Raw genomic sequence first — 17,429 nt, forward strand, 5'->3', positions numbered from 1 at the left:
GTGATTGGCCCTTCGCGGCCGTGATTTCAAGCGCAGCCGATTTTCGGCGCCTCGGGAACGTCGCGCCAGCTTCGCCGTTGGCCTCCTGATGTCCAAGCCCAAGCCGTCCGCCGCCGCCGCCCTTCGCCGCCTGATCGCCGCCCGGCCGCAGGCGCGGCGCGGGCGCCCTGCCGGGGGGCTGGGCCGCCTGTGGAAATTCGTGGCCGCGACGGCGGGCGGCCTGGCCGCCGGCGCCGGCGCCGCCCATCTGCTCTACACCCAGGGCCACAAGGTCGGGCTGGAGCTGCGCCCGCCCCGTCCCGAACCCGCCCCGCCGGCCCCGCCGACGCCCGAGGACTACGACCTCAGGGAGCCCGGTCGCGGCCGCCTGGCCAAACGGCCCGAACAGATCCCGCACAAGGGCTGGAGCGACATCCTGTGGCGCACCGGCGCCTCCTACTTCGGCGACCGGGTCGGCTTCGTCGCCGGGGGCGTGACCTTCTTCACCCTGCTGTCGCTGTTTCCCCTGCTGGGGACGTTCGTCACCCTGTACGGCCTGTTCGCCGACCCGGCCGACGCCTGGAGCCGGCTCCAGTTCCTGTACGGCGTCATGCCCAGCAGCATCGCCGCCTTCCTGGGCGGCGAGATGGAGCGGCTGGCCGCGAACTCGAACGGCCAGCTGACCTTCACCCTGATCTGGACCCTGGCCCTGTCGCTGTGGACGGCCAACGGCGCGGTCAAGGTGCTCTTCTACGGGCTGAACATCGCCTATCATGAGGTCGAGCGGCGCAATATCGTCCGCTACAACCTGCTGTGCATGGGCTTCACCCTGGGGGCCGTGGCCGCCGTCCTGTTCAGCTCGCTGCTGGTGGTGGGGGTGCCGGTGGTGGTGGGGCTGTTCGGACTGCAGGAGGAATGGGGCCTGCTGGCCCTGTTGCGCTGGCCCCTGCTGCTGGTCGGCTATGTCGCCGCCCTGACCCTGATCTACCGGTTCGGCCCGTGCCGGCAGAAGGCGCGCTGGCGCTGGCTGACGCCGGGGGCGATCTTCGCGGCGGTGGTCAGCCTGACGGTCTCGTTCGTGTTCAGCTGGTACCTGACCAACTTCGTCCGCACCGACTCCTACGGCCCGCTGGCGGCCATGATGGGCTTCCTGCTGTGGACCTGGCTGTCGGTCCAGGTGATCCTGATGGGGGCCGAGCTGAACGCCGAGATCGAGCATCAGACGGCCCTGGACACCACCACGGGCAAGGCCATGCCGATCGGCGAGCGGGGCGCCAAGGTGGCCGACAGCATCGGCGCCAAGCGCGGCAATCCCGCCGCCCTGGCCTTCACCCAGCGCCACGCCGAGGCGGTCGCCGACCGGCTGATGCGCCGCCGGGACCGCCGCGAGCGCGAGGCCGCCGCTAAAGAATGAACCGGCTCAGATCGACGTCCTTGGTCAGGAGGCTCAGCTTGTCGCGCACCGCCGCCCCGTCGAAGTTCACGGTCTGGCCCGCCAGGTCCGAGGCCTTGAAGCTGGTCTCCTCCAGCACCCGCTCCAGCACGGTCTGAAGCCGCCGCGCGCCGATGTTCTCGACGGCGGAGTTGGCCGCCACCGCCGCATCGGCCAGAGCCTCGATCGCGTCGTCGGTGAAGGTCAGGGTCACGTCCTCGGTGGCCAGCAGGGCCTGGTTCTGACGGATCAGATTGGCCTCGGGCTCGGTCAGGATTCGCTTGAAGTCGTCGCGCGTCAGGGCCTTCAGCTCGACCCGGATCGGCAACCGCCCCTGAAGCTCCGGCAGCAGGTCCGAGGGCTTGGCGACATGGAAGGCGCCCGAGGCGATGAACAGCACGTGGTCGGTCTTCACCGGCCCGTATTTGGTCGAGACGGTGGTCCCCTCGATCAGGGGCAGCAGGTCGCGCTGCACCCCCTCGCGCGAGACGTCGGCGCCGGAGGCCCCCTGGCGCGCCGCCACCTTGTCGATCTCGTCCAGGAAGACGATCCCCTCGTTCTCGGCCAGGATCAGGGCCTCCTTGGTCAGGCTGTCCTGATCCAGCAGCTTGTCGCCCTCTTCGGCGATCAGGGGGGCGGTGGTGTCGCGGACGGTCAGCTTGACCGTCTTGGTCCGGCCGCCGCCCATCTTGCCCAGCATCTCCGACAGGTTCAGCAGGCCCACGGCGCCGCCGCCGGGAATATCCAGCCCCTGGATCGGCGAGGCGGTGTCGGCCAGGGCGATCTCGATCTCCTTGTCGTCCAGATCGCCGGCCCGCAGCTTCTTCCTGAAGCTGTCGCGCGTCGTCGGCCCGGCGCCGGGGCCGACCAGGGCGTCCAGTATCCGGTCCTCGGCCGCGCCCTCGGCCCGCGCCCGCACCTCGCCGCGGCGGCGATCGCGCACCATGACCAGGGCGCTCTCGACGAGGTCGCGCATGATCTGATCGACGTCGCGGCCGACATAGCCGACCTCGGTGAACTTGGTCGCCTCGACCTTGAGGAAGGGCGAGCCGGCCAGCCGCGCCAGCCGCCGGGCGATCTCGGTCTTGCCGACGCCGGTCGGGCCGATCATCAGGATATTCTTGGGCGTCACCTCATCACGCAGATCCTCGGACACGCGCTTGCGACGCCAGCGGTTGCGCAGGGCCACGGCCACGGCGCGCTTGGCGTCGTCCTGGCCGACGATATAGCGATCCAGTTCGGAGACGATTTCGCGGGGGGAGAGGTCAGTCATGGGATGCAGATAGGGGGTCGGGAAGCCGAGCGGGAGGGGGCGGGGCCGACGGGGCGTTCCGGGGCGAGACCAGACTCCATCCCCCTTCGTCGATTGTCCCGGAGGCGGCGGAGGATTTCAGACGGCGCGGCGAAAAAACAGCGTCTGAATAGTATGAATTGTCTGAAATCGGGGCCGGGGGAAGTCGCACTACGCCCGCGAAACCGTGCTGCGTGTACAATGGTGCAATGAACGGGCCTCCCTTTCGCTACCGACAGCCGGGAGTATAGGCCCGCGGGAACGGGCGGGTGGTTGGGAGCTGACTTTTCAGTCAGGCGGTTGTTTTGCCGACAGCATATTTTCGGAATTAGGATGGCTGGTGTCTTCGCCGACGTGCGAGCACGGCGGAGGTCCGAAACCCCTCGTGCGCCTCTAGCCCCTGCCGTTGGACGATCGAGTCCGCGACAGGTTGGTTGCTCCGCGCCGGCCTTCGGGTCGCCCACTGGCGCGCTGCTGGGCTCCCCGACTTTCCCCCTGAATGACGGAGATAGATCATTGTAGAAAAGACCGTCCGACGCCGAAAGCGGATATGCTGAAGGTCGGCAAAGGGTGAAGTGCGGACATCGGCTTGCCAGAACGCATCGACTTTGCCTGGAGCGATGAGTTGAGGTAACTTGGGCCTGTCGCGAAAATGACAGCCTCGCCTTGTCTGTCGCACGCATCTCGGCCAGCCACATGCTGCCGAGCCAGCGGCTCCCATAGCAACTGCCTGACCTCCGGGCGGCAGAAGGAGCGCGACCATGGCTAAAACTATCTCAATCGTCGGCGCAGGCCTTGGCGGACTGGTGCTTGCCCGCGTGCTGAACCTGCACGGCGTCCCCGCCACTCTTTTCGAGGCGGAAGCATCCGCCACCGCCAGGGGCCAGGGCGGCCTTCTGGATCTTCACGAGGACACTGGCCAGGCCGCCATGAAGGCAGCCGGCCTCTTTGACGCTTTCCTAGAACGCGTTCGGCCCGGCGAGGACGCCAAGCGGATCATGGACAATCAGGGGCGCATACTGTTCGACAGGCCGGGCAGCGGTCGCGGCGAGCGACCGGAGATCGACCGGGGCGATCTCCGCAACATGCTGATCGACTCGCTTCCAGAGGACGCGGTCCGCTGGGGGCAAAAGGTGACTGCTGTCGAGGCGTGCGGAGACGGCCGGCATGAGATCGTATTCGTCAATGGCTCCAGAACTGTGGCGGACCTGGTCGTCGGGGCGGATGGCGCATGGTCAAAGGTTCGCCCACTTTTGTCCGGATCGACTCCCGCCTATTCCGGGACGTCCTTCATCGAGACGATCATCCTCGACGGCGACAAACATCTGAAAGCGAGCGCGGATGCAATCGGCGAGGGCACCTTGATGGCGGTCATGCCCGGCAAGGGCATCCTCGCACACCGTTACTCGGATGGCCGGCTGCACACCTATACCGCTCTGAACAGGCCGGAGGCATGGTTTTCCGACCTTGATCCCGGGGACCCCCAGGGTGTTCTCGACAAGGTCGCGGGCCAGTTCGCGGGTTGGGCGCCTGAGCTCACCGCCCTGATCACCGAGAGCGATACAGCGCCGGTTCTGCGTCCGGTCCATGCGCTTCCCGTCGGTCATAGCTGGCTTCGGACGCCAGGGCTGACCCTGGTCGGCGACGCCGCGCATCTGATGTCCCCGTTCGCCGGAGAAGGCGCCAATCTCGCCCTACTGGACGGCGCCGAGCTGGCGCTGGCGATCACAGACTCGCCGGATGTCGAGGAAGCGCTGGCGAATTACGAGCGCAGGCTCTTCCCCCGCAGCGCGAAAATCGCTGAGGAAACCGCATTGCACCACGAGCGTTTCTTCGGCCCTGGCGCGCCGCTTAGCATCGTCGCATTGTTTGACAGACGCCACTAGCGAACGGCGGCCCCGAGCGACAGCCAGGGGGTGCAAATGTCCGCAACGGGGCGACGTCGGCCAAAGGCGTCACGCCCGGACGCCGACATCGGCGCCAAGCGGAATATCGTCTTTCAGACAGGTCGGGCGTGACCGGTCCCGGCGCTTGCCGGACCTTTTCCGCCGGATGCCGATCCGCTTCCCTCCGAACGGTGATTATCCCGCCGTCCGCGTGCAGCGGCGCTGATAAGCGATGCCCTTGAGAAAGCCGCGGCGGACCAGGCCTGCACGGATCGCCGCCTGAACCTCCCGATCATGGGCCGCCGCGCCCGACAGGCGACGCACCCAGCTCCTCAGCGGGATGAAATCCGTGGCGGTGTCGCGAACCATGTCGAGCGCGGCATTGGCGGCCTGGTCGCCCGTGCCGGTCGCCGGCGTCGGCTGATCGACATCCGGGCCGAGGGCCTCGTCCAGGGCGTCGATCTGGGCGACGACGGCCGAGCAACGCTGAAGGCCCGCCGTCGCATAGGGGGCGCGGCGCGCGGCGATCAGAACCTCTGGCACCTCCTGTCGCCGCAGGTTGAGATCGTCCAGTGGAGCCGTCGCCGCCTGGCCCACGCCCTCGCCAAAAGTCTTTCCGCCCTGGGACGCTTGATCCCGGTTCAGCTCGACGCCCGATAGGCCAGGCATGGAGGCGCAGGCCCCAAGGCCGGACAGGCCCAAGGCCAGGATTGGCGCGACGACGAGGGGACAGGCGATTTTCAAAGGACCATTCCAAGCGTGACTATAGAAGACACAGCGTTCTGATTGCAGGACAGTTCCGGCGGCCGCCTTGATCAGGCGCAAACCAGACCTGTCGAATGGCCGTGGGGGGCGGTTCCCGATGTCTGCCTCGGGTCGGACCACGACATCGACACCAGCCCGGAAAACGGACGTCGGGCCCACAGCCCAAAAGCGGACGTGCCGAACTGCCGCTAGGGGTGGGAAGCGGACTTCGTCACGCTGCGGCTTTAGACTTCCATCGTCTCGACTTTGTGCAGAACGCCGTCGAGCAGCCGCGTCCATCCGGGCAGCAATGGCTGAGCAAACCGGATGCTAATCGACAAGTCACGGTATGGAACGCGCGCTCGACATTCCCAGCCATTAGGAGCGCAGAATATGGATGCGCCACCGTATCGATGCCGAATGAAATACATTCCGTCACCGCCACCACCTATTATCGGTGTCAGCCCACCATGCACTTCATCGCCGACAACGCCGCCATATCGCTTCAGAGCAGCGATGGCGGCGGTGATGTCCGGCTGCCGACCGTCTTGGATCTGGACGAAAAGGCGCTCATCGTCCGCGTCGCGATCAAGCAACTCGGAATCTGAGACGCGCATGTAGATCGCCAGAGAGTCTTCGGTAGCATTGACGACGACATTTCTAGGAACACGGAAGCGGTGCTCACCGACCTGATAAGGTTCGGTCACCGGGGTCGGTTTGTTGGAACATCCCGCCGCAAGCGCTGCGCTGATCGCGATCCAAGTGCCGTAGCGCACGCCTCCGCTCCTTGCCTTGTTGGTGTCCCGCCACCTTGAACCGGCACCACGGGCACGAGATTGCAGCGATTGTTAAGGACTGCAACGGGTCGATTGCGGTCATGGTCTTCTACGCCGAAAGCGGACGTTGGCCTCCAAGCCAGAAAGCGGTCGCGGTCGACGTCAGCTAGGGGTGGTTTTCGGTCATCGCTGGACGCTATTGCTGCGCCGGCCTTTAATGCCGCTATGAAACGGTTGGGTGTCTCGATTTTCGCTGCTTTGATTGTCGGTTCGGGGTGCCGCGCAGTTGAGCGTGCCCCGGAGAGCAACCCGCAGCACTTCGCTAGTCGTGATGGTAGAGCGGAAGCTTTGGCGGACCAGCATGCGGGCAAGCCCATTTTACTATACGGCCATGTGACCGACGGAATTGTCGCGGGGATGCGGTCCACGGTCGCGATTTCAAACTGCGAGGCTACGCACTACCTTCCCGATCTGTTTATTCGCGAGGGGGCGATGAAGTCGGAGGCTGAACTTCAACTGATGGACTCTGCTTTAAAGTTCGCGGCGGACTACAACATGACCACATTTTCAGAACGCCGAGCCGAGGTCTTAGAGCGATGCCCGGATGCGAAGCTAGAGTCTCTGGGGAGTTTCAATGACCGCTAAGGGTCGGTTTGCGAAATCGACGGCAGGCCGGAAAGCAGACTTTGGCGCGCGCCCGTCTCCTTCGGGCGGGAGGAGATCGCCCATGGGCCTGGCCTAAGCGAGCGCGAGGGCAGGCGTGGCGGGCAGGGGTTCTGGGCGTCGCAGAGGCGCCGGTCTTGCGGGGGCGCCCCCTCCGTCACGGCGCTGGAGAAGCGCCGCGCCGCCTCCCCAGAGGGGGAGGAGACGAGAGCCTGGATCAGGCGGCCTTGCCGGCCTTCTTGGCGGCCAGCTTGTCCTGGTGGGCCTGCATGCCCTTGGCGATCATTTCGGCGGCCTCGCCGGCGTCGCCCCAGCCCTTGACCGTGACCGACTTGCCCTTCTCCAGATCCTTGTAGTGGGTGAAGAAGTGTTCGATCTGCTCGATCAGGATGGCCGGCAGCTGACGATAGCTGGCGACGTCGGTGTAATAGGGGTTCAGCTTGTCGACCGGCACGGCCAGGATCTTCTCGTCGCCGCCGGCCTCGTCCACCATCATCAGCACGCCGATGGGGCGCGAGCGGATGACGCAGCCGGGCACGACCGGCGTCGGGTTCAGCACGATCACGTCGCAGGGGTCGCCGTCGTCCGACAGGGTGTGCGGGATGAAGCCGTAGTTGCCGGGATAGTACATGGCGGTGTGCAGGAAGCGATCGACGAACAGGGCGCCGGATTCCTTGTCCATCTCGTACTTCACCGGCAGCCCGCCCTGCGGGATTTCGATGACGACATTGACGTCCCAGGGAGCGTTCGGGCCGACCGGAATAGCGTCGAGGTTCATGGCGGGGTCTTTGCTGCGTCTGCGAAATTCTGTGAGGCGCGCGTGATAGGACGCGCGCGCGGCCTCGGCAAGCGCGACTTGAGTCGGCGGACTTGCGCCACAGCGGCGACTGGGCTCAATTCGCGCGATGACCTGGGTTGATTGGGCCGCGCTGGCGCTCTTCTTCATCTGCTGGCTCGGCTATGCGCCGATCCTGAAGTTCATCGGCCGCCACGGCGGTTCGCTGAACGACGACATGAGCCATGTCCGCCGGGTCTGGATGGCGTCGATGACCCACCGCGAGATCCGCCTGGTCGACAGTCAGCTGATGGGCCATTCGATCAACTCGGCCTCCTTCTTCGCCTCGACCAATCTGCTGCTGATCGCGGCGGTGGGCGGCATCCTGTTCGGGGGCGAGAGCAAGCTGGAAGGCTTCGCCGCCGTCGGAGCGGACAATGTGCCGACCAGGATCCTGGAGGCCAAGCTGGCCCTGGTGCTGATCTGCCTGGCGCGCGGCTTCCTGGATTTCATCTGGGCCCTGCGCCAGATGAACTACACCCTGGCCCTGATCGGCTCGGCGCCCGAGATTAACAAGGAGATCGACCGCAAGGCGTTCGGCGAGGCGGCGGCCGAACTGCTGAATCCCGCGCTCAGTTCGTTCAGCCAGGGGGTCCGGGGCTATTATTTCGCCCTGGCGGCGGCGGCCTGGCTGTTCGGCCCGCTGTGGCTGGCCCTGGGCGTGGCCTCGTCCTTCGGCCTGCTGATCTATCGCCAGGAGGCGTCGCCCGCCGCCCGCGCCATCCGAAATGCGCGGCGCCTGCTGGGTGAATGACGGTTATTTTGCAGGTGCGACAGGGGACGTCCTCTCCTGCCCCAGTGCGTCGAATTGGGGCGAAAGCGCCGTAATTGCGTAACATGCCGTGACCCGAAAACCGCGCGCAACGCTTGACCGATTGTGCATCGCAACCTAGATTGACCTTCGACGCCTCCGGGCGTCTTGCCCTTCCTGGGCGTTTCCTCCCTATAGACTTTTATGCCGCGCCTCCGGGCGCGGCTTTTTTTCGTCCCGCGCCGATCCGCGATCCGGGGGCAGGGGGCCGGGGTCAGGCCGCCCCGTCGTCCGCGCACAGGGCGGCGATGACGCGATTCAGCGCCTTGCGGGTCGCGGCATGGGCCGCGTTGGGCGTCTGGGTCGCCTCGTCCAGATACAGTTTGCGGCTCAGTTCGATCTGGATCGCCTCATAGCCGTCCGCCGGCCGGCCCCAGACCTGGGTGGACCAGCCCCCGGCGTAGGGATGGTTCAGCGCCACCCGCCAGCCCAGTCCCTCGAACAGGTCGCGCAGTCGCCGGGTCAGCCGCGCCTGGCACGACGACCCGTGCCGGTCCCCCAGCACCACCTCCGCCCCCACCGCCCGCGTCGGCATCGAATGCCAGTCGATCAGCACGGCCCGGCCCCGTCGCGCCCGCGTCCGTTCCATCAGTTCGGCCAGGGCCGCATGATAGGGGGCGTGGGCGGTCCGGATGCGCGCCTGGGCCTCCGCCAGGGACAGCCGCCGATCATACAGGGCCAGGCCGTCGCCCGACAGCCGGGGGATGACGCCGTATCCGGCGCGGGTCTTGGCCCCGACGGGGCCCTCCGCATCGACGATCAGGTCCGGATCCAGTTCGCCGGGGTCGCGGTTCAGGTCCAGATAGGCCCGGCCGATCCGCCCCTCGATCAGGGGCGCGCCATGGGCCGGCCCTTCGCGCACCAGGGCGGCGACCAGGGCGTCCTCGGCGCTTTTCAGGCTGGCGCGGGCCAGTCCGGCGACGGCCCCCATGTCGTCGGGATAGGTCTCGCCCGAGTGGGGCGAGGCGAAGACCAGGGCCGTTTCCGGGGCCGCGGCGGGCGGCAGGCTGATCGCGAAACTGGCCCCGTCCGTGGTCATGATCCCCGCATAACGGGTTTCGCTGTGGAAGGAAGACGTTCGACCGGTGAATTTCATCGCCGGTTTACGCTTGTCGGCCTAGGTTGCGTGCCTGATTAAACGGGCACTTCTCGAATGGCGCGCATCCTTTTGGCCGAAGACGACAGTTCGCTTCGCGGTTTCCTCACCCGGGCGCTCGAACGGGCGGGACATCATGTCGTCGACTGCGAGAACGGCGACGACGCCATCGACGCCCTGGAACACGGCCCCTACGACCTGCTGCTGACCGACATCGTCATGCCTGGCGCCGACGGGATCGAGGTGGCCCGCGTCGCCGCCGCCCGTCAGCCGGGCCTGCGCATCATGTTCATCACCGGCTTCGCCGCCGTCGCCCTGACCGCCGCCCAGGCCTCGCCCCAGGCCAAGGTCCTGTCCAAGCCGGTCCATCTGCGCGATCTGGTCAGCGAAGTCGAACGGATGGTCGCGGCCTGACGCTGAACCTGAGCGACGCGTTTAACGTCGTTCTCCCAAAAATCGTAATCTGGCCGTGAAATCGGCTTGATGCCGCCAGGCCGGGCCGCTATACGACCGCTCTTCCCGCCCCGGGGCGATTTCCCGGGGCCCTACGGCGGATGCGTAGCTCAGCGGGAGAGCACCTCGTTGACATCGAGGGGGTCACAGGTTCAATCCCTGTCGCGTCCACCATTCTTTTTTCCTGCCATTACGACGTTCAGCCTCGCCGCAAATTTGCGCAGACGGGTTGGTTTCCAGAATGGTTTCCACAATGCTGGCGTTTCTGGTCTCCAGAAGTGCGAAAATCCCTGCCCTCCCAAATGAGGGCAGGACAGGATATGTTCGGCGCATGGTGTTCGAATTCACCCCCATTCCACCCGGCCCAAGCGCCTAAAAGGGGGGCGTTGGAGATCATCCATGACTGAACCCCAGGATCGGCATGGAGGCGACGACGAGGCTCACGCCCAGCCCTATCGGCCGGAAGACTTCACCAAGCTGCAGTATGTTCCGCCCACCCACTTTCAACGCGCCGTCGCCAAACTGAAAATCGTCGGGGCCCTCACCGGCCTATTGATTGTCGTGGCGCTATGCGGGCGGGTCGCTGGGATAGCTTGAAACCACGCGAGGCCCCCCCCCCCGCCGAAGGGACGGCCTCGACGCCGAGATCACCCCGCACTGGCTCCGTCACACCTGCGCGACCTTGCTGCTGGAGGGTGGCGCATCGCTCTGGGACGCGGCAGCCTACACCGGCATGACCATGAAGGCCCTTGAGAACTGCTACGGTCACCATCGGCCCAATCACCAAAGCGGCGCGCGTCAAGCGCTGGGAGGAAAGCGATGAAGTTCGAATATGAAACCGAGGTGATGGGCGCGAACAGAGCGCCCGGCCGGCACGAGGGCCCCTCGTTCTCCGCGTACGAAACGCCCGAGAGCAGAGTCCCTCGCCTGGGGGAGACGTACGGCTACGCGCGGGAAACAGTGCGGCGGCTGTCGGTCGAGTATCAGAACGCCTTCGACACTGCAGTGCTTCAGCTACATGACTACAAAGGCACACTTCAGATCACCTGGCGAGATCACGAATCGCGGGTGATGTTCGGCGGCGTAATGGCTGGCGCCTGGGAGCATAATGGCGAGCACATGGTCGAGCATCACCTCGCGGAGACCGCCTGATGGATGCCCCGCTATACATTGATGTAGAAGCAATGCTGCGCTCGGCAGGTGGCGGCGACCTCGCAGCCAAGGGCCTTGCGATGACCCTGGTTTTTGGTGTGTGGGAGCCGGGCCGTCAGCCGTTCGCCTACGACCCCGACCAATTGTTCGAACGGCTATCGGCCGGCGGCCATACGGGCATCACACGTGACGAGTTGGAACAGAACAAGGCGGGAGCGCAGAGGTACTTCGTTGTCCTGGACGACGGACGCTGGGTTCCGAGCCCGGAGTTCTTCTCCGTCACCGATGGAAATCCCGGAGGCAATGTTGTCTGATGAAAAATCCTACTGCTCCCGAGGCGTTTGTTGAGGACGTGATGAACTCGGCTATCAAGGTGCTGAGTGACTACTCCGCCGACAGCTACTTCCGCGAAGCCATCGCCAAGGTAGCCGTCCAGAAGCTCGTCTGGGGCCTTCTCGATGCGTTCAAGGCAGACGGCGATCCGCTCCACGACATCATTGCTGACGACCTCGAATCTCTGGCAGCAGTCGTGCGGGACGACGGCAGGAAAGGGCCTTCCAATGGCTGACGATCTGGCTGCACTGAAGCGCCTCCATGCCAAAGGCGTCAGCTTCATAGCGAACGTTCCCACCGTCTACGGCGGCAAGGATCTGATCATGGGCCCCCAAGAGGCCTATGAGTTCTCGCTCGACCGTGACGCCGCTGCAGCTCGAATGATGGGCGTAACGAAAGAGGTCTACGTCGAATGGCTTGCCGCTGGCGGGGATGTCCAGTGCGCTGGGACGACCAAGTCGGGGCGGCGATGCCGCAATTCGATCTCGGGCGGCGCTATCTACGACCCTGTGGAATGGGAACGGGAAATACGTATCAACGCCAAGTGCGTTATTCATGGCGGCCCGCCCGGAGTAGATCAGTAGTTGGTTTCAAGATTGTTGCCGAATGGTCCGTTTTCACCGCAAACGAAAACGGAAACTACTGAAGTCCAAAGCCCGGAAACGCTGGGCTTTGGCGTGATGCCCCGTTATTGACATCGAGGGGGTCACAGGTTCAATCCCTGTCGCGTCCACCATTCTCCCTTCTACAGTCAGTCTTCTTCACCCTCTACGGGCGCCTGTCCGCATGGGCCGGATACAGGCTGCCGATCCCCGCCAGGGTGGCCCGCACGGCCTCGTCGAGCGGGGTGCGCGGTTCGGGGCCGATCAGGGCCTCCAGCCGGGCGTTGGTCAGGCGGACCGGGCGTTTCCACAGATAGGCCATCTCCATCAGTTCGCGCATCAGCGGCACGAAGGGCGCGGCCAGACGCATCACCAGCCAGGGCATGGGCTTGATCGGCAGTTTGGGCTCGCCCAGGACGCGGCGGATGGCGCCGGTCATCCGGGTTCCGTCGGCGTCCCACTGGCCCTCCATGTGGAAGCGGGCGAAAGCCTCCAGGTCGTTGCGTTCGACCAGGCGGACCATCACCTCCGCCACGTCCGGCAGATAGGCCCACTGGTGCCCGACGCCCGGCTGGCCCGGATAGGTGATCGCGGTCGGCCGTTCGCCGGCCTTGACCAGACCCTGGCTGAACCAGTTGTTGGCCGCTTCAGGCCCGAAGAAGTCGCCGGCGCGGACGATCAGCACCTTGGCCCGGCCGCGATCGGCGGCCGCCTTCAGGCGACGTTCCATCTCGAACCGGATGCGGCCCTTGCGGGTCCTGGCGTTCTGGGGCGCATCCTCGGCGATGTCGGGGAAGGCGTCAGGGCCGTAGTTATAGACCGTGCCGGGCAGCAGGATGCGCGCGCCGTTCCGTTCGGCCGCCGCGATGGTGTTGTCCAGCATCGGCAGGACCAGGGTGTTCCAGTTGCGATAGCCGGGCGGATTGACCGCATGGACGATCAGGGACACGCCCTCGGCCGCCGCCGCGACGTCCGCCGCCGACATGGCGTCGCCCCTGATCCAGGCGATCCGCGCGTCGCCGCGCACGCCCTCGGGTCGGCGATGCAGGGCGCGCACCGACCATCCCGCCTTCAGCAGCCGCTCGGCCACCGCCCCGCCCGCGCCGCCCGTGGCGCCCAGAACCAGGGCTGATTTCGTCGTCATGTCGCGCTCCATCCGTTTGATGAAGCCTGTATCGACCGAACGCCGGATCAACGGAATTGTCGAAATATCTGCACCTGCTATACGAAAACCAATGAACAGTGAGCCGAGCTGGGATCTGTATCGCACCTTCCACGCCGTGCTGCGCGAGGGGTCGCTGTCCGGCGCGGCGCGGCGTCTGGACATGAGCCAGCCCAGCATCGCCCGCCATATCGACGCCCTGGAGACGGCCCTGGGCGCCAAGCTGTTCCTGCGCACGCCCCGGGGCCTGTCACCCACGGACGCGGCGCTGGAGCTGAAGCCCCTGGCCGAGCGGCTGGCCGCGACCTCGGCCGCCCTGCGCCGCACCGCCGAGGGTGGGGGCGGGGGCGGCGCCCTCTCCGGCACGGTGCGGATCAGCGCCAGCGAGGTGGTGGCGGTCGAACATCTGCCGCCCATACTGGCCCGGATGCGTCAGGCCCATCCGGGGCTGGCGCTGGAGCTGTCGCCGTCCAACGCCCTGGACGACCTGTTGCAGCGCAAGGCCGATGTGGCCGTTCGCATGGTCCGGCCCGAGCAGCAGGCCCTGGTTTCGCGCCATGTCGGCGCCCTGGTCATCGGCCTGCACGCCCATCGCGACTATCTGGCGCGACGCGGGACGCCCCGGACCCTGGCCGATCTGAAGGATCACGACCTGATCGGCTATGATGTCGAAACCCCTGCGATCCGGGCTGCTGTCCAGCAGTATCCGGCCCTGAGCCGCGACGCCTTCGCCCTGAGAGTGGACAGCGACGTGGCCCAGCTGGCGGCCATCCGCGCCGGGTTCGGGATCGGCATCTGCCAGGCCGTCGTCGCGGCGCGCCAGCCGGATCTGGTCCGCGTCCTGCCCGACGCCTTTCATATGGCGCTGGAGACCTGGATCGTCATGCACGAGGATCTGCGCGGAAACGCCCGCTGCCGCACCGTCTTCGACGCCCTGGTCGAAGGCCTGTCGAGGATCGTCGGATCCTCGGCGCGGTAGGGCGCGGTAGTCAGTCGGTCCTGAACAGAATCACGGCGGTCAGGCCGCCGCCGGGCGTGGTCTCCAGGCGGACGCTCGCGCCCATCTGCTGAGCCAGGGAACGGGCGATCGCCAGGCCCAGACCGGAACCGCCGGTCTCGCGGCTGCGCGACGCCTCGCCCCGCGCAAAGGGTTCGAAGGCCTGGGCCTCGAACGCCGGCGACAGGCCGGGACCGTGATCGACGACCGTCAGCCGCCAGCGGTCGTCGTCGCGTTCGAAGCCGACCTCGGCGGAACCGGCGTAGGTCACGGCGTTCTCGATCAGGTTCTCGAGAATCCGGCGCAGGCCGCCCGTGTCGGCCTGGACCCGTCCCGCCTCCAGCCGTCCCAGGGTCACCGCCTGGCCCAGGGCGGCGCGTTCCCGCACCAGCTCCGTCACCAGTTCGGCGACATCGACGGGGGCGAGGACAGCGGGTCTTTCCTCGCCGCGCGCGACCAGCAGCACATCCTCGATCAAGGTGGCCATCAGGGCCACGTCCCGGTCCGCCCGCGCCCGCTGGTCCGGGTCTTCGATCAGGGCGACCCGTAGCCGAAGCCGGGTCATCAGGGTCTTCAGGTCGTGCGCCGCGGCGGCCAGCATCCGCATGCGCTCGCTGACCAGGGCCTTGATGCGCGCCCGCATGCGGTTGAAGGCCGAGGCCACGCGGCGCGCCTCGGCATGGCCGGTCTCGTCCATCGGCGGGGCGCCGAGATCGCGGGCGAAACGGTCGGAAGCGTCGGCGATGGCCTGGAGGTCGCGGGTCGCCCGATGCACCATCCGCCACACGAGGAAGGCGGCCGTCAGCCCGACCAGCAGGCTGAACACCAGGGCGGCCATGGCCATGCTGCGGCGACGTTGCCCCAGGCCCGGCGCGACCACCAGCCTCTGGCCGTCCGCCAACGCGACCGACACCGCATAGACGGCGGTCTGTCGTCGCTGGACTTGAGGGCGGAAGCGGCGGCGCTCCTCGGGAACCAGCAGGCGGACGTCGCGCGCGCCCAGCGCCGCGCCATAGCTGCGCAACAGCGCGGGCAGGGGGCCGCCGTGCACGCGATAGCCGGCCGGAACCCCGTCGGCGATGAAGAAGCGGGTGGCGTCGCCGTTCAGGGCCACCAGCAGGTCGTCCCGCTCTTGCGACGGCGTGCGGTCCAGGGCGGCGGCGGCGGCGGCGATCCGCACCGGCACAGGCAGGCGCCATTCGTCCTGATCGCCGCGCTGGAACCTCATCAGGCCCAGGACGCTGACCGCCTGCAGCGCCACCACGACCAGGACCAGCGTCAGGGTCAGGCGGTTGGCGAGGCCCAACCGTCTCATGACTGGACCTCGACGTCTGCGGTGAACAGATAGCCGGCGTTGCGCACCGTGCGGATCAGCCGGGGTTCGCGGGGATGGTCGCCCAGCTTGCGGCGCAGGCGCGAGACCTGGATGTCGATGGAGCGGTCGAAGACGTCGGCCTGGCGGCCCTTCAGCACGTCCATGATGTCGTCGCGAGACAGGACCTGCTGCGGACGCCTGACGAAGGCGGCCAGCAGGTCGAACTCCCCGCCGGTCAGATCCACCGCCTGGCCATCCGCATCGGTCAGGGCGCGGGAGGCGAGGTCCAGGCGCCAGCCGCCAAAGGCGAGACGGCGGGCCGGCGGCCGGGGTTCGGCCCGGTCGCGGCGACGCAGCAGGGCCTTGATGCGGGCGACCAGCTCGCGCGGCACGAACGGCTTGGCGACATAGTCGTCGGCCCCGACCTCCAGCCCCACGATCCGGTCCATGGGCTCGCCTCGCGCCGAGGCGATCAGCACGGGGACGGCGCCCTGGATGCGGCGGCAGACCGACAGGCCGTCCTCGCCCGGCATCATCAGGTCCAGCACCACCAGGTCCGGTCGCTGGACCGCCCAGGCTCGCCAAAAGGCTGCGGCGTCGGGGAAGGCCGCGCAGTCCAGACCCTCGCGCGCCAGCAGGGCGCAGACCAGGTCGCGGATTTCGGGGTCGTCCTCGACCAGATGGATCAAAGCCGTCGTCATGGGCCAAGCTTTGGCGCAACCGCCTCCGCCCCGCCAGTAGAGGATACACGCTGTTACGCACGGGCGCCGGGGCGACACACCCCGGACGGGCCGATCTGTCAGTCTGCAGTCGTCCGGAACAGGCCGGACCTCGCACAAGGAGCCTGCCCATGACCTCCCGTCGTCCCTTCGCAGCCGCCGCCCTGACGGGCCTGCTGGTGGTCGCCGGCCTCGTCGCTGCGGCCGACAGCGCCATGGCTCAGTCGGTTTCCCGCCACCGCTCGGCCAGCGTCACCGGCGCCCAGCACAGCGCCATGCGCGGCGCGGATATCTATCGCAGCCCCGGCTCGGCGTCGGTCTCCCGCTATGGATCAGTGGACGGCCAGGGCTGGTCCAGCGCCCGCGCCAGGACCACGGTGGACACCGGGAACGGCTACGCCACGACGGCCGTCCGCACCGGCCCGGCCGGGAACACCCAGACCCGCGCGGCTTCGACCGCCTACGGCGACGACCACTACAGCCGGTCGTCCACCGTGCAGACCTCGCACGGCTACGGCTATGAACGCCAGATCGACGCCTATCGCGACGACGACGGCGTCACCGTGAACCGCACCGCCGCCGCGAACAATGGCGCCACGCGCAGTTCTACAGTCACCCGCCCCTACTGACCCCCTTTCCAGGTTCGGGCGGAGCGCCTCACCCCCGGCTCCGCCCGTCGCCCCGGCCGCGTCCCCCCAACCGTGCGGCCGGGGCCCCTTTTCCGATCGAGAGCCCGATGAAAAGCCTTGTTCTGTCCGTCCTGTCCGCCGCGGCGATCGCCGTCGTCGCCACGGCCGCGCCCGCCCAGACCCCGACCGGCGCCGGTCGCGCCCTGTTCCAGCAGGCGGACGTCAATAATGACGGGCGCCTGTCGCGGGTCGAGTTCGACGCTGCGCGCGAGGGCCGGTTCGCCCGGGCCGACGCCGATCGCGACGGCCGTCTGACGATGTCCGAACTGCGCGCCCTGCGCCCGGACGGCGCGCCCGCTCCGCAGCGGCGACCCAGCCGCGAGCAGATTCAGAAGCTGCGCGCCATTGACCGCAACAATGACCGCGCCGTCGATCTGAACGAGTTCCGCGCCCTGAACGGCGACCGTTTCGCCGCCGCCGACCGCAACCGCGACGGTTTCATCACGCGCGACGAAATCGCCGATCTGGCGCGCGCCATGACCCTGGGGGGCTGA

At 67.2% G+C, this 17,429-nt stretch carries 21 protein-coding genes and 1 tRNA gene; 14 read left to right on the forward strand and 8 right to left on the reverse strand.

The annotated features are described in order from the left end of the window. The first annotated feature begins 88 nt into the window (after window positions 1-88). On the forward strand, window positions 89-1,393 hold the full coding sequence (locus ACP7CK_RS14065; protein WP_426026428.1) for a YihY/virulence factor BrkB family protein: 1,305 nt from the start codon (window positions 89-91) through the stop codon (window positions 1,391-1,393). Here ACP7CK_RS14065 and hslU read toward each other — a convergent pair. Beyond that, the gene (hslU, locus tag ACP7CK_RS14070; protein ID WP_426026429.1) at window positions 1,383-2,684 is read right to left on the reverse strand and encodes an ATP-dependent protease ATPase subunit HslU; all 1,302 of its coding nucleotides are present in this window, start codon (window positions 2,682-2,684) and stop codon (window positions 1,383-1,385) included. The genes ACP7CK_RS14065 and hslU overlap by 11 nt on opposite strands. Window positions 2,685-3,463: 779 nt before the next feature. Between hslU and ACP7CK_RS14075 the strand changes: the two genes are divergently transcribed. Next, the gene (locus ACP7CK_RS14075; protein ID WP_426026430.1) at window positions 3,464-4,588 is read left to right on the forward strand and encodes an FAD-dependent oxidoreductase; all 1,125 of its coding nucleotides are present in this window, start codon (window positions 3,464-3,466) and stop codon (window positions 4,586-4,588) included. Between the two features lie 195 nt (window positions 4,589-4,783). Here ACP7CK_RS14075 and ACP7CK_RS14080 read toward each other — a convergent pair whose 3' ends face one another. Both ACP7CK_RS14080 and ACP7CK_RS14085 read right to left on the reverse strand, forming a co-directional pair. Next, entirely contained in the window at window positions 4,784-5,332 is a 549-nt protein-coding gene (locus tag ACP7CK_RS14080; protein WP_426026431.1) for a hypothetical protein, read from the reverse strand. A 245-nt stretch (window positions 5,333-5,577) separates the two neighbouring features. Continuing rightward, window positions 5,578-6,108, reverse strand: coding sequence for a hypothetical protein (locus tag ACP7CK_RS14085; protein ID WP_426026432.1), 531 nt, complete (start codon window positions 6,106-6,108; stop codon window positions 5,578-5,580). 225 nt (window positions 6,109-6,333) lie between these two features. Between ACP7CK_RS14085 and ACP7CK_RS14090 the strand changes: the two genes are divergently transcribed. Further along, complete coding sequence (locus ACP7CK_RS14090) at window positions 6,334-6,753, forward strand: hypothetical protein (protein WP_426026433.1); 420 nt, start codon at window positions 6,334-6,336, stop codon at window positions 6,751-6,753. 235 nt (window positions 6,754-6,988) lie between these two features. Here the strand turns inward: ACP7CK_RS14090 and ppa are convergent, their stop codons facing one another. Beyond that, a complete protein-coding gene (gene ppa / locus ACP7CK_RS14095; RefSeq protein ID WP_154726613.1) occupies window positions 6,989-7,549 on the reverse strand; it encodes an inorganic diphosphatase in 561 nt (186 codons plus the stop codon). Window positions 7,550-7,676: 127 nt separating this feature from the next. On the opposite strand from ppa, the gene ACP7CK_RS14100 reads away from it, so the two are divergent. Further along, window positions 7,677-8,360 (forward strand): DUF599 domain-containing protein, encoded by a 684-nt coding sequence (locus ACP7CK_RS14100; protein WP_008259721.1) that lies wholly within the window; start codon window positions 7,677-7,679, stop codon window positions 8,358-8,360. Window positions 8,361-8,631: 271 nt separating this feature from the next. On the opposite strand, the gene ACP7CK_RS14105 is transcribed toward ACP7CK_RS14100, so the two are convergent. Beyond that, on the reverse strand, window positions 8,632-9,456 hold the full coding sequence (locus ACP7CK_RS14105) for an N-formylglutamate amidohydrolase (RefSeq protein ID WP_426026434.1): 825 nt from the start codon (window positions 9,454-9,456) through the stop codon (window positions 8,632-8,634). 114 nt (window positions 9,457-9,570) lie between these two features. Here ACP7CK_RS14105 and cpdR point away from each other — a divergent pair, with 114 nt between their 5' ends. From cpdR to ACP7CK_RS14140, 7 genes are all read left to right on the forward strand, one after another. Next, window positions 9,571-9,927: a cell cycle two-component system response regulator CpdR gene (cpdR, locus tag ACP7CK_RS14110; protein ID WP_035310150.1), complete on the forward strand. Its 357-nt coding sequence runs from the start codon at window positions 9,571-9,573 to the stop codon at window positions 9,925-9,927. A 138-nt stretch (window positions 9,928-10,065) separates the two neighbouring features. Continuing rightward, window positions 10,066-10,140 (forward strand) — tRNA-Val (locus ACP7CK_RS14115). A gap of 225 nt (window positions 10,141-10,365) precedes the next feature. Next, on the forward strand, window positions 10,366-10,563 hold the full coding sequence (locus ACP7CK_RS14120) for a hypothetical protein (protein ID WP_426026435.1): 198 nt from the start codon (window positions 10,366-10,368) through the stop codon (window positions 10,561-10,563). Window positions 10,564-10,785: 222 nt separating this feature from the next. Beyond that, window positions 10,786-11,118, forward strand: a complete 333-nt coding sequence (locus ACP7CK_RS14125) for a hypothetical protein (RefSeq protein WP_426026436.1) — start codon at window positions 10,786-10,788, stop codon at window positions 11,116-11,118. Further along, window positions 11,118-11,432, forward strand: coding sequence for a hypothetical protein (locus ACP7CK_RS14130; protein WP_426026437.1), 315 nt, complete (start codon window positions 11,118-11,120; stop codon window positions 11,430-11,432). The genes ACP7CK_RS14125 and ACP7CK_RS14130 overlap by 1 nt, the downstream gene beginning before the upstream one ends. Next, the gene (locus ACP7CK_RS14135; RefSeq protein ID WP_426026438.1) at window positions 11,432-11,686 is read left to right on the forward strand and encodes a hypothetical protein; all 255 of its coding nucleotides are present in this window, start codon (window positions 11,432-11,434) and stop codon (window positions 11,684-11,686) included. The genes ACP7CK_RS14130 and ACP7CK_RS14135 overlap by 1 nt, the downstream gene beginning before the upstream one ends. Then, entirely contained in the window at window positions 11,679-12,035 is a 357-nt protein-coding gene (locus ACP7CK_RS14140) for a hypothetical protein (protein ID WP_426026439.1), read from the forward strand. The genes ACP7CK_RS14135 and ACP7CK_RS14140 overlap by 8 nt, the downstream gene beginning before the upstream one ends. A gap of 184 nt (window positions 12,036-12,219) precedes the next feature. On the opposite strand, the gene ACP7CK_RS14145 is transcribed toward ACP7CK_RS14140, so the two are convergent. After that, window positions 12,220-13,197, reverse strand: a complete 978-nt coding sequence (locus tag ACP7CK_RS14145; RefSeq protein WP_426026440.1) for an NAD-dependent epimerase/dehydratase family protein — start codon at window positions 13,195-13,197, stop codon at window positions 12,220-12,222. A 91-nt stretch (window positions 13,198-13,288) separates the two neighbouring features. Here ACP7CK_RS14145 and ACP7CK_RS14150 point away from each other — a divergent pair, with 91 nt between their 5' ends. Next, window positions 13,289-14,194: a LysR family transcriptional regulator gene (locus tag ACP7CK_RS14150; protein ID WP_426026441.1), complete on the forward strand. Its 906-nt coding sequence runs from the start codon at window positions 13,289-13,291 to the stop codon at window positions 14,192-14,194. Window positions 14,195-14,204: 10 nt separating this feature from the next. Here ACP7CK_RS14150 and ACP7CK_RS14155 read toward each other — a convergent pair whose 3' ends face one another. Then, the gene (locus ACP7CK_RS14155; protein WP_426026442.1) at window positions 14,205-15,527 is read right to left on the reverse strand and encodes a sensor histidine kinase; all 1,323 of its coding nucleotides are present in this window, start codon (window positions 15,525-15,527) and stop codon (window positions 14,205-14,207) included. Then, window positions 15,524-16,228, reverse strand: a complete 705-nt coding sequence (locus ACP7CK_RS14160; protein WP_426026443.1) for a response regulator — start codon at window positions 16,226-16,228, stop codon at window positions 15,524-15,526. Before ACP7CK_RS14160 ends, ACP7CK_RS14155 begins: the two co-directional genes overlap by 4 nt. A 149-nt stretch (window positions 16,229-16,377) precedes the next feature. Here ACP7CK_RS14160 and ACP7CK_RS14165 point away from each other — a divergent pair, with 149 nt between their 5' ends. After that, window positions 16,378-16,875, forward strand: a complete 498-nt coding sequence (locus ACP7CK_RS14165; protein WP_426026444.1) for a hypothetical protein — start codon at window positions 16,378-16,380, stop codon at window positions 16,873-16,875. 107 nt (window positions 16,876-16,982) lie between these two features. After that, entirely contained in the window at window positions 16,983-17,429 is a 447-nt protein-coding gene (locus ACP7CK_RS14170; RefSeq protein WP_008260600.1) for an EF-hand domain-containing protein, read from the forward strand.

This window comes from Brevundimonas sp. TSRC1-1 (assembly GCF_049898245.1).
Taxonomy (GTDB): domain Bacteria; phylum Pseudomonadota; class Alphaproteobacteria; order Caulobacterales; family Caulobacteraceae; genus Brevundimonas; species Brevundimonas mediterranea_A.

Coding starts and splice junctions, on each gene's coding strand:
- ACP7CK_RS14065 (WP_426026428.1), top strand. CDS start 89: ATGTCCAAGCCCAAGCCGTCCGCCGCCGCCGCCCTTCGCCGCCTGATC.
- hslU (WP_426026429.1), bottom strand. CDS start 2,684: ATGACTGACCTCTCCCCCCGCGAAATCGTCTCCGAACTGGATCGCTAT.
- ACP7CK_RS14075 (WP_426026430.1), top strand. CDS start 3,464: ATGGCTAAAACTATCTCAATCGTCGGCGCAGGCCTTGGCGGACTGGTG.
- ACP7CK_RS14090 (WP_426026433.1), top strand. CDS start 6,334: ATGAAACGGTTGGGTGTCTCGATTTTCGCTGCTTTGATTGTCGGTTCG.
- ppa (WP_154726613.1), bottom strand. CDS start 7,549: ATGAACCTCGACGCTATTCCGGTCGGCCCGAACGCTCCCTGGGACGTC.
- ACP7CK_RS14100 (WP_008259721.1), top strand. CDS start 7,677: ATGACCTGGGTTGATTGGGCCGCGCTGGCGCTCTTCTTCATCTGCTGG.
- ACP7CK_RS14105 (WP_426026434.1), bottom strand. CDS start 9,456: ATGACCACGGACGGGGCCAGTTTCGCGATCAGCCTGCCGCCCGCCGCG.
- cpdR (WP_035310150.1), top strand. CDS start 9,571: ATGGCGCGCATCCTTTTGGCCGAAGACGACAGTTCGCTTCGCGGTTTC.
- ACP7CK_RS14120 (WP_426026435.1), top strand. CDS start 10,366: ATGACTGAACCCCAGGATCGGCATGGAGGCGACGACGAGGCTCACGCC.
- ACP7CK_RS14125 (WP_426026436.1), top strand. CDS start 10,786: ATGAAGTTCGAATATGAAACCGAGGTGATGGGCGCGAACAGAGCGCCC.
- ACP7CK_RS14130 (WP_426026437.1), top strand. CDS start 11,118: ATGGATGCCCCGCTATACATTGATGTAGAAGCAATGCTGCGCTCGGCA.
- ACP7CK_RS14135 (WP_426026438.1), top strand. CDS start 11,432: ATGAAAAATCCTACTGCTCCCGAGGCGTTTGTTGAGGACGTGATGAAC.
- ACP7CK_RS14140 (WP_426026439.1), top strand. CDS start 11,679: ATGGCTGACGATCTGGCTGCACTGAAGCGCCTCCATGCCAAAGGCGTC.
- ACP7CK_RS14145 (WP_426026440.1), bottom strand. CDS start 13,197: ATGACGACGAAATCAGCCCTGGTTCTGGGCGCCACGGGCGGCGCGGGC.
- ACP7CK_RS14150 (WP_426026441.1), top strand. CDS start 13,289: ATGAACAGTGAGCCGAGCTGGGATCTGTATCGCACCTTCCACGCCGTG.
- ACP7CK_RS14155 (WP_426026442.1), bottom strand. CDS start 15,527: ATGAGACGGTTGGGCCTCGCCAACCGCCTGACCCTGACGCTGGTCCTG.
- ACP7CK_RS14160 (WP_426026443.1), bottom strand. CDS start 16,228: ATGACGACGGCTTTGATCCATCTGGTCGAGGACGACCCCGAAATCCGC.
- ACP7CK_RS14165 (WP_426026444.1), top strand. CDS start 16,378: ATGACCTCCCGTCGTCCCTTCGCAGCCGCCGCCCTGACGGGCCTGCTG.
- ACP7CK_RS14170 (WP_008260600.1), top strand. CDS start 16,983: ATGAAAAGCCTTGTTCTGTCCGTCCTGTCCGCCGCGGCGATCGCCGTC.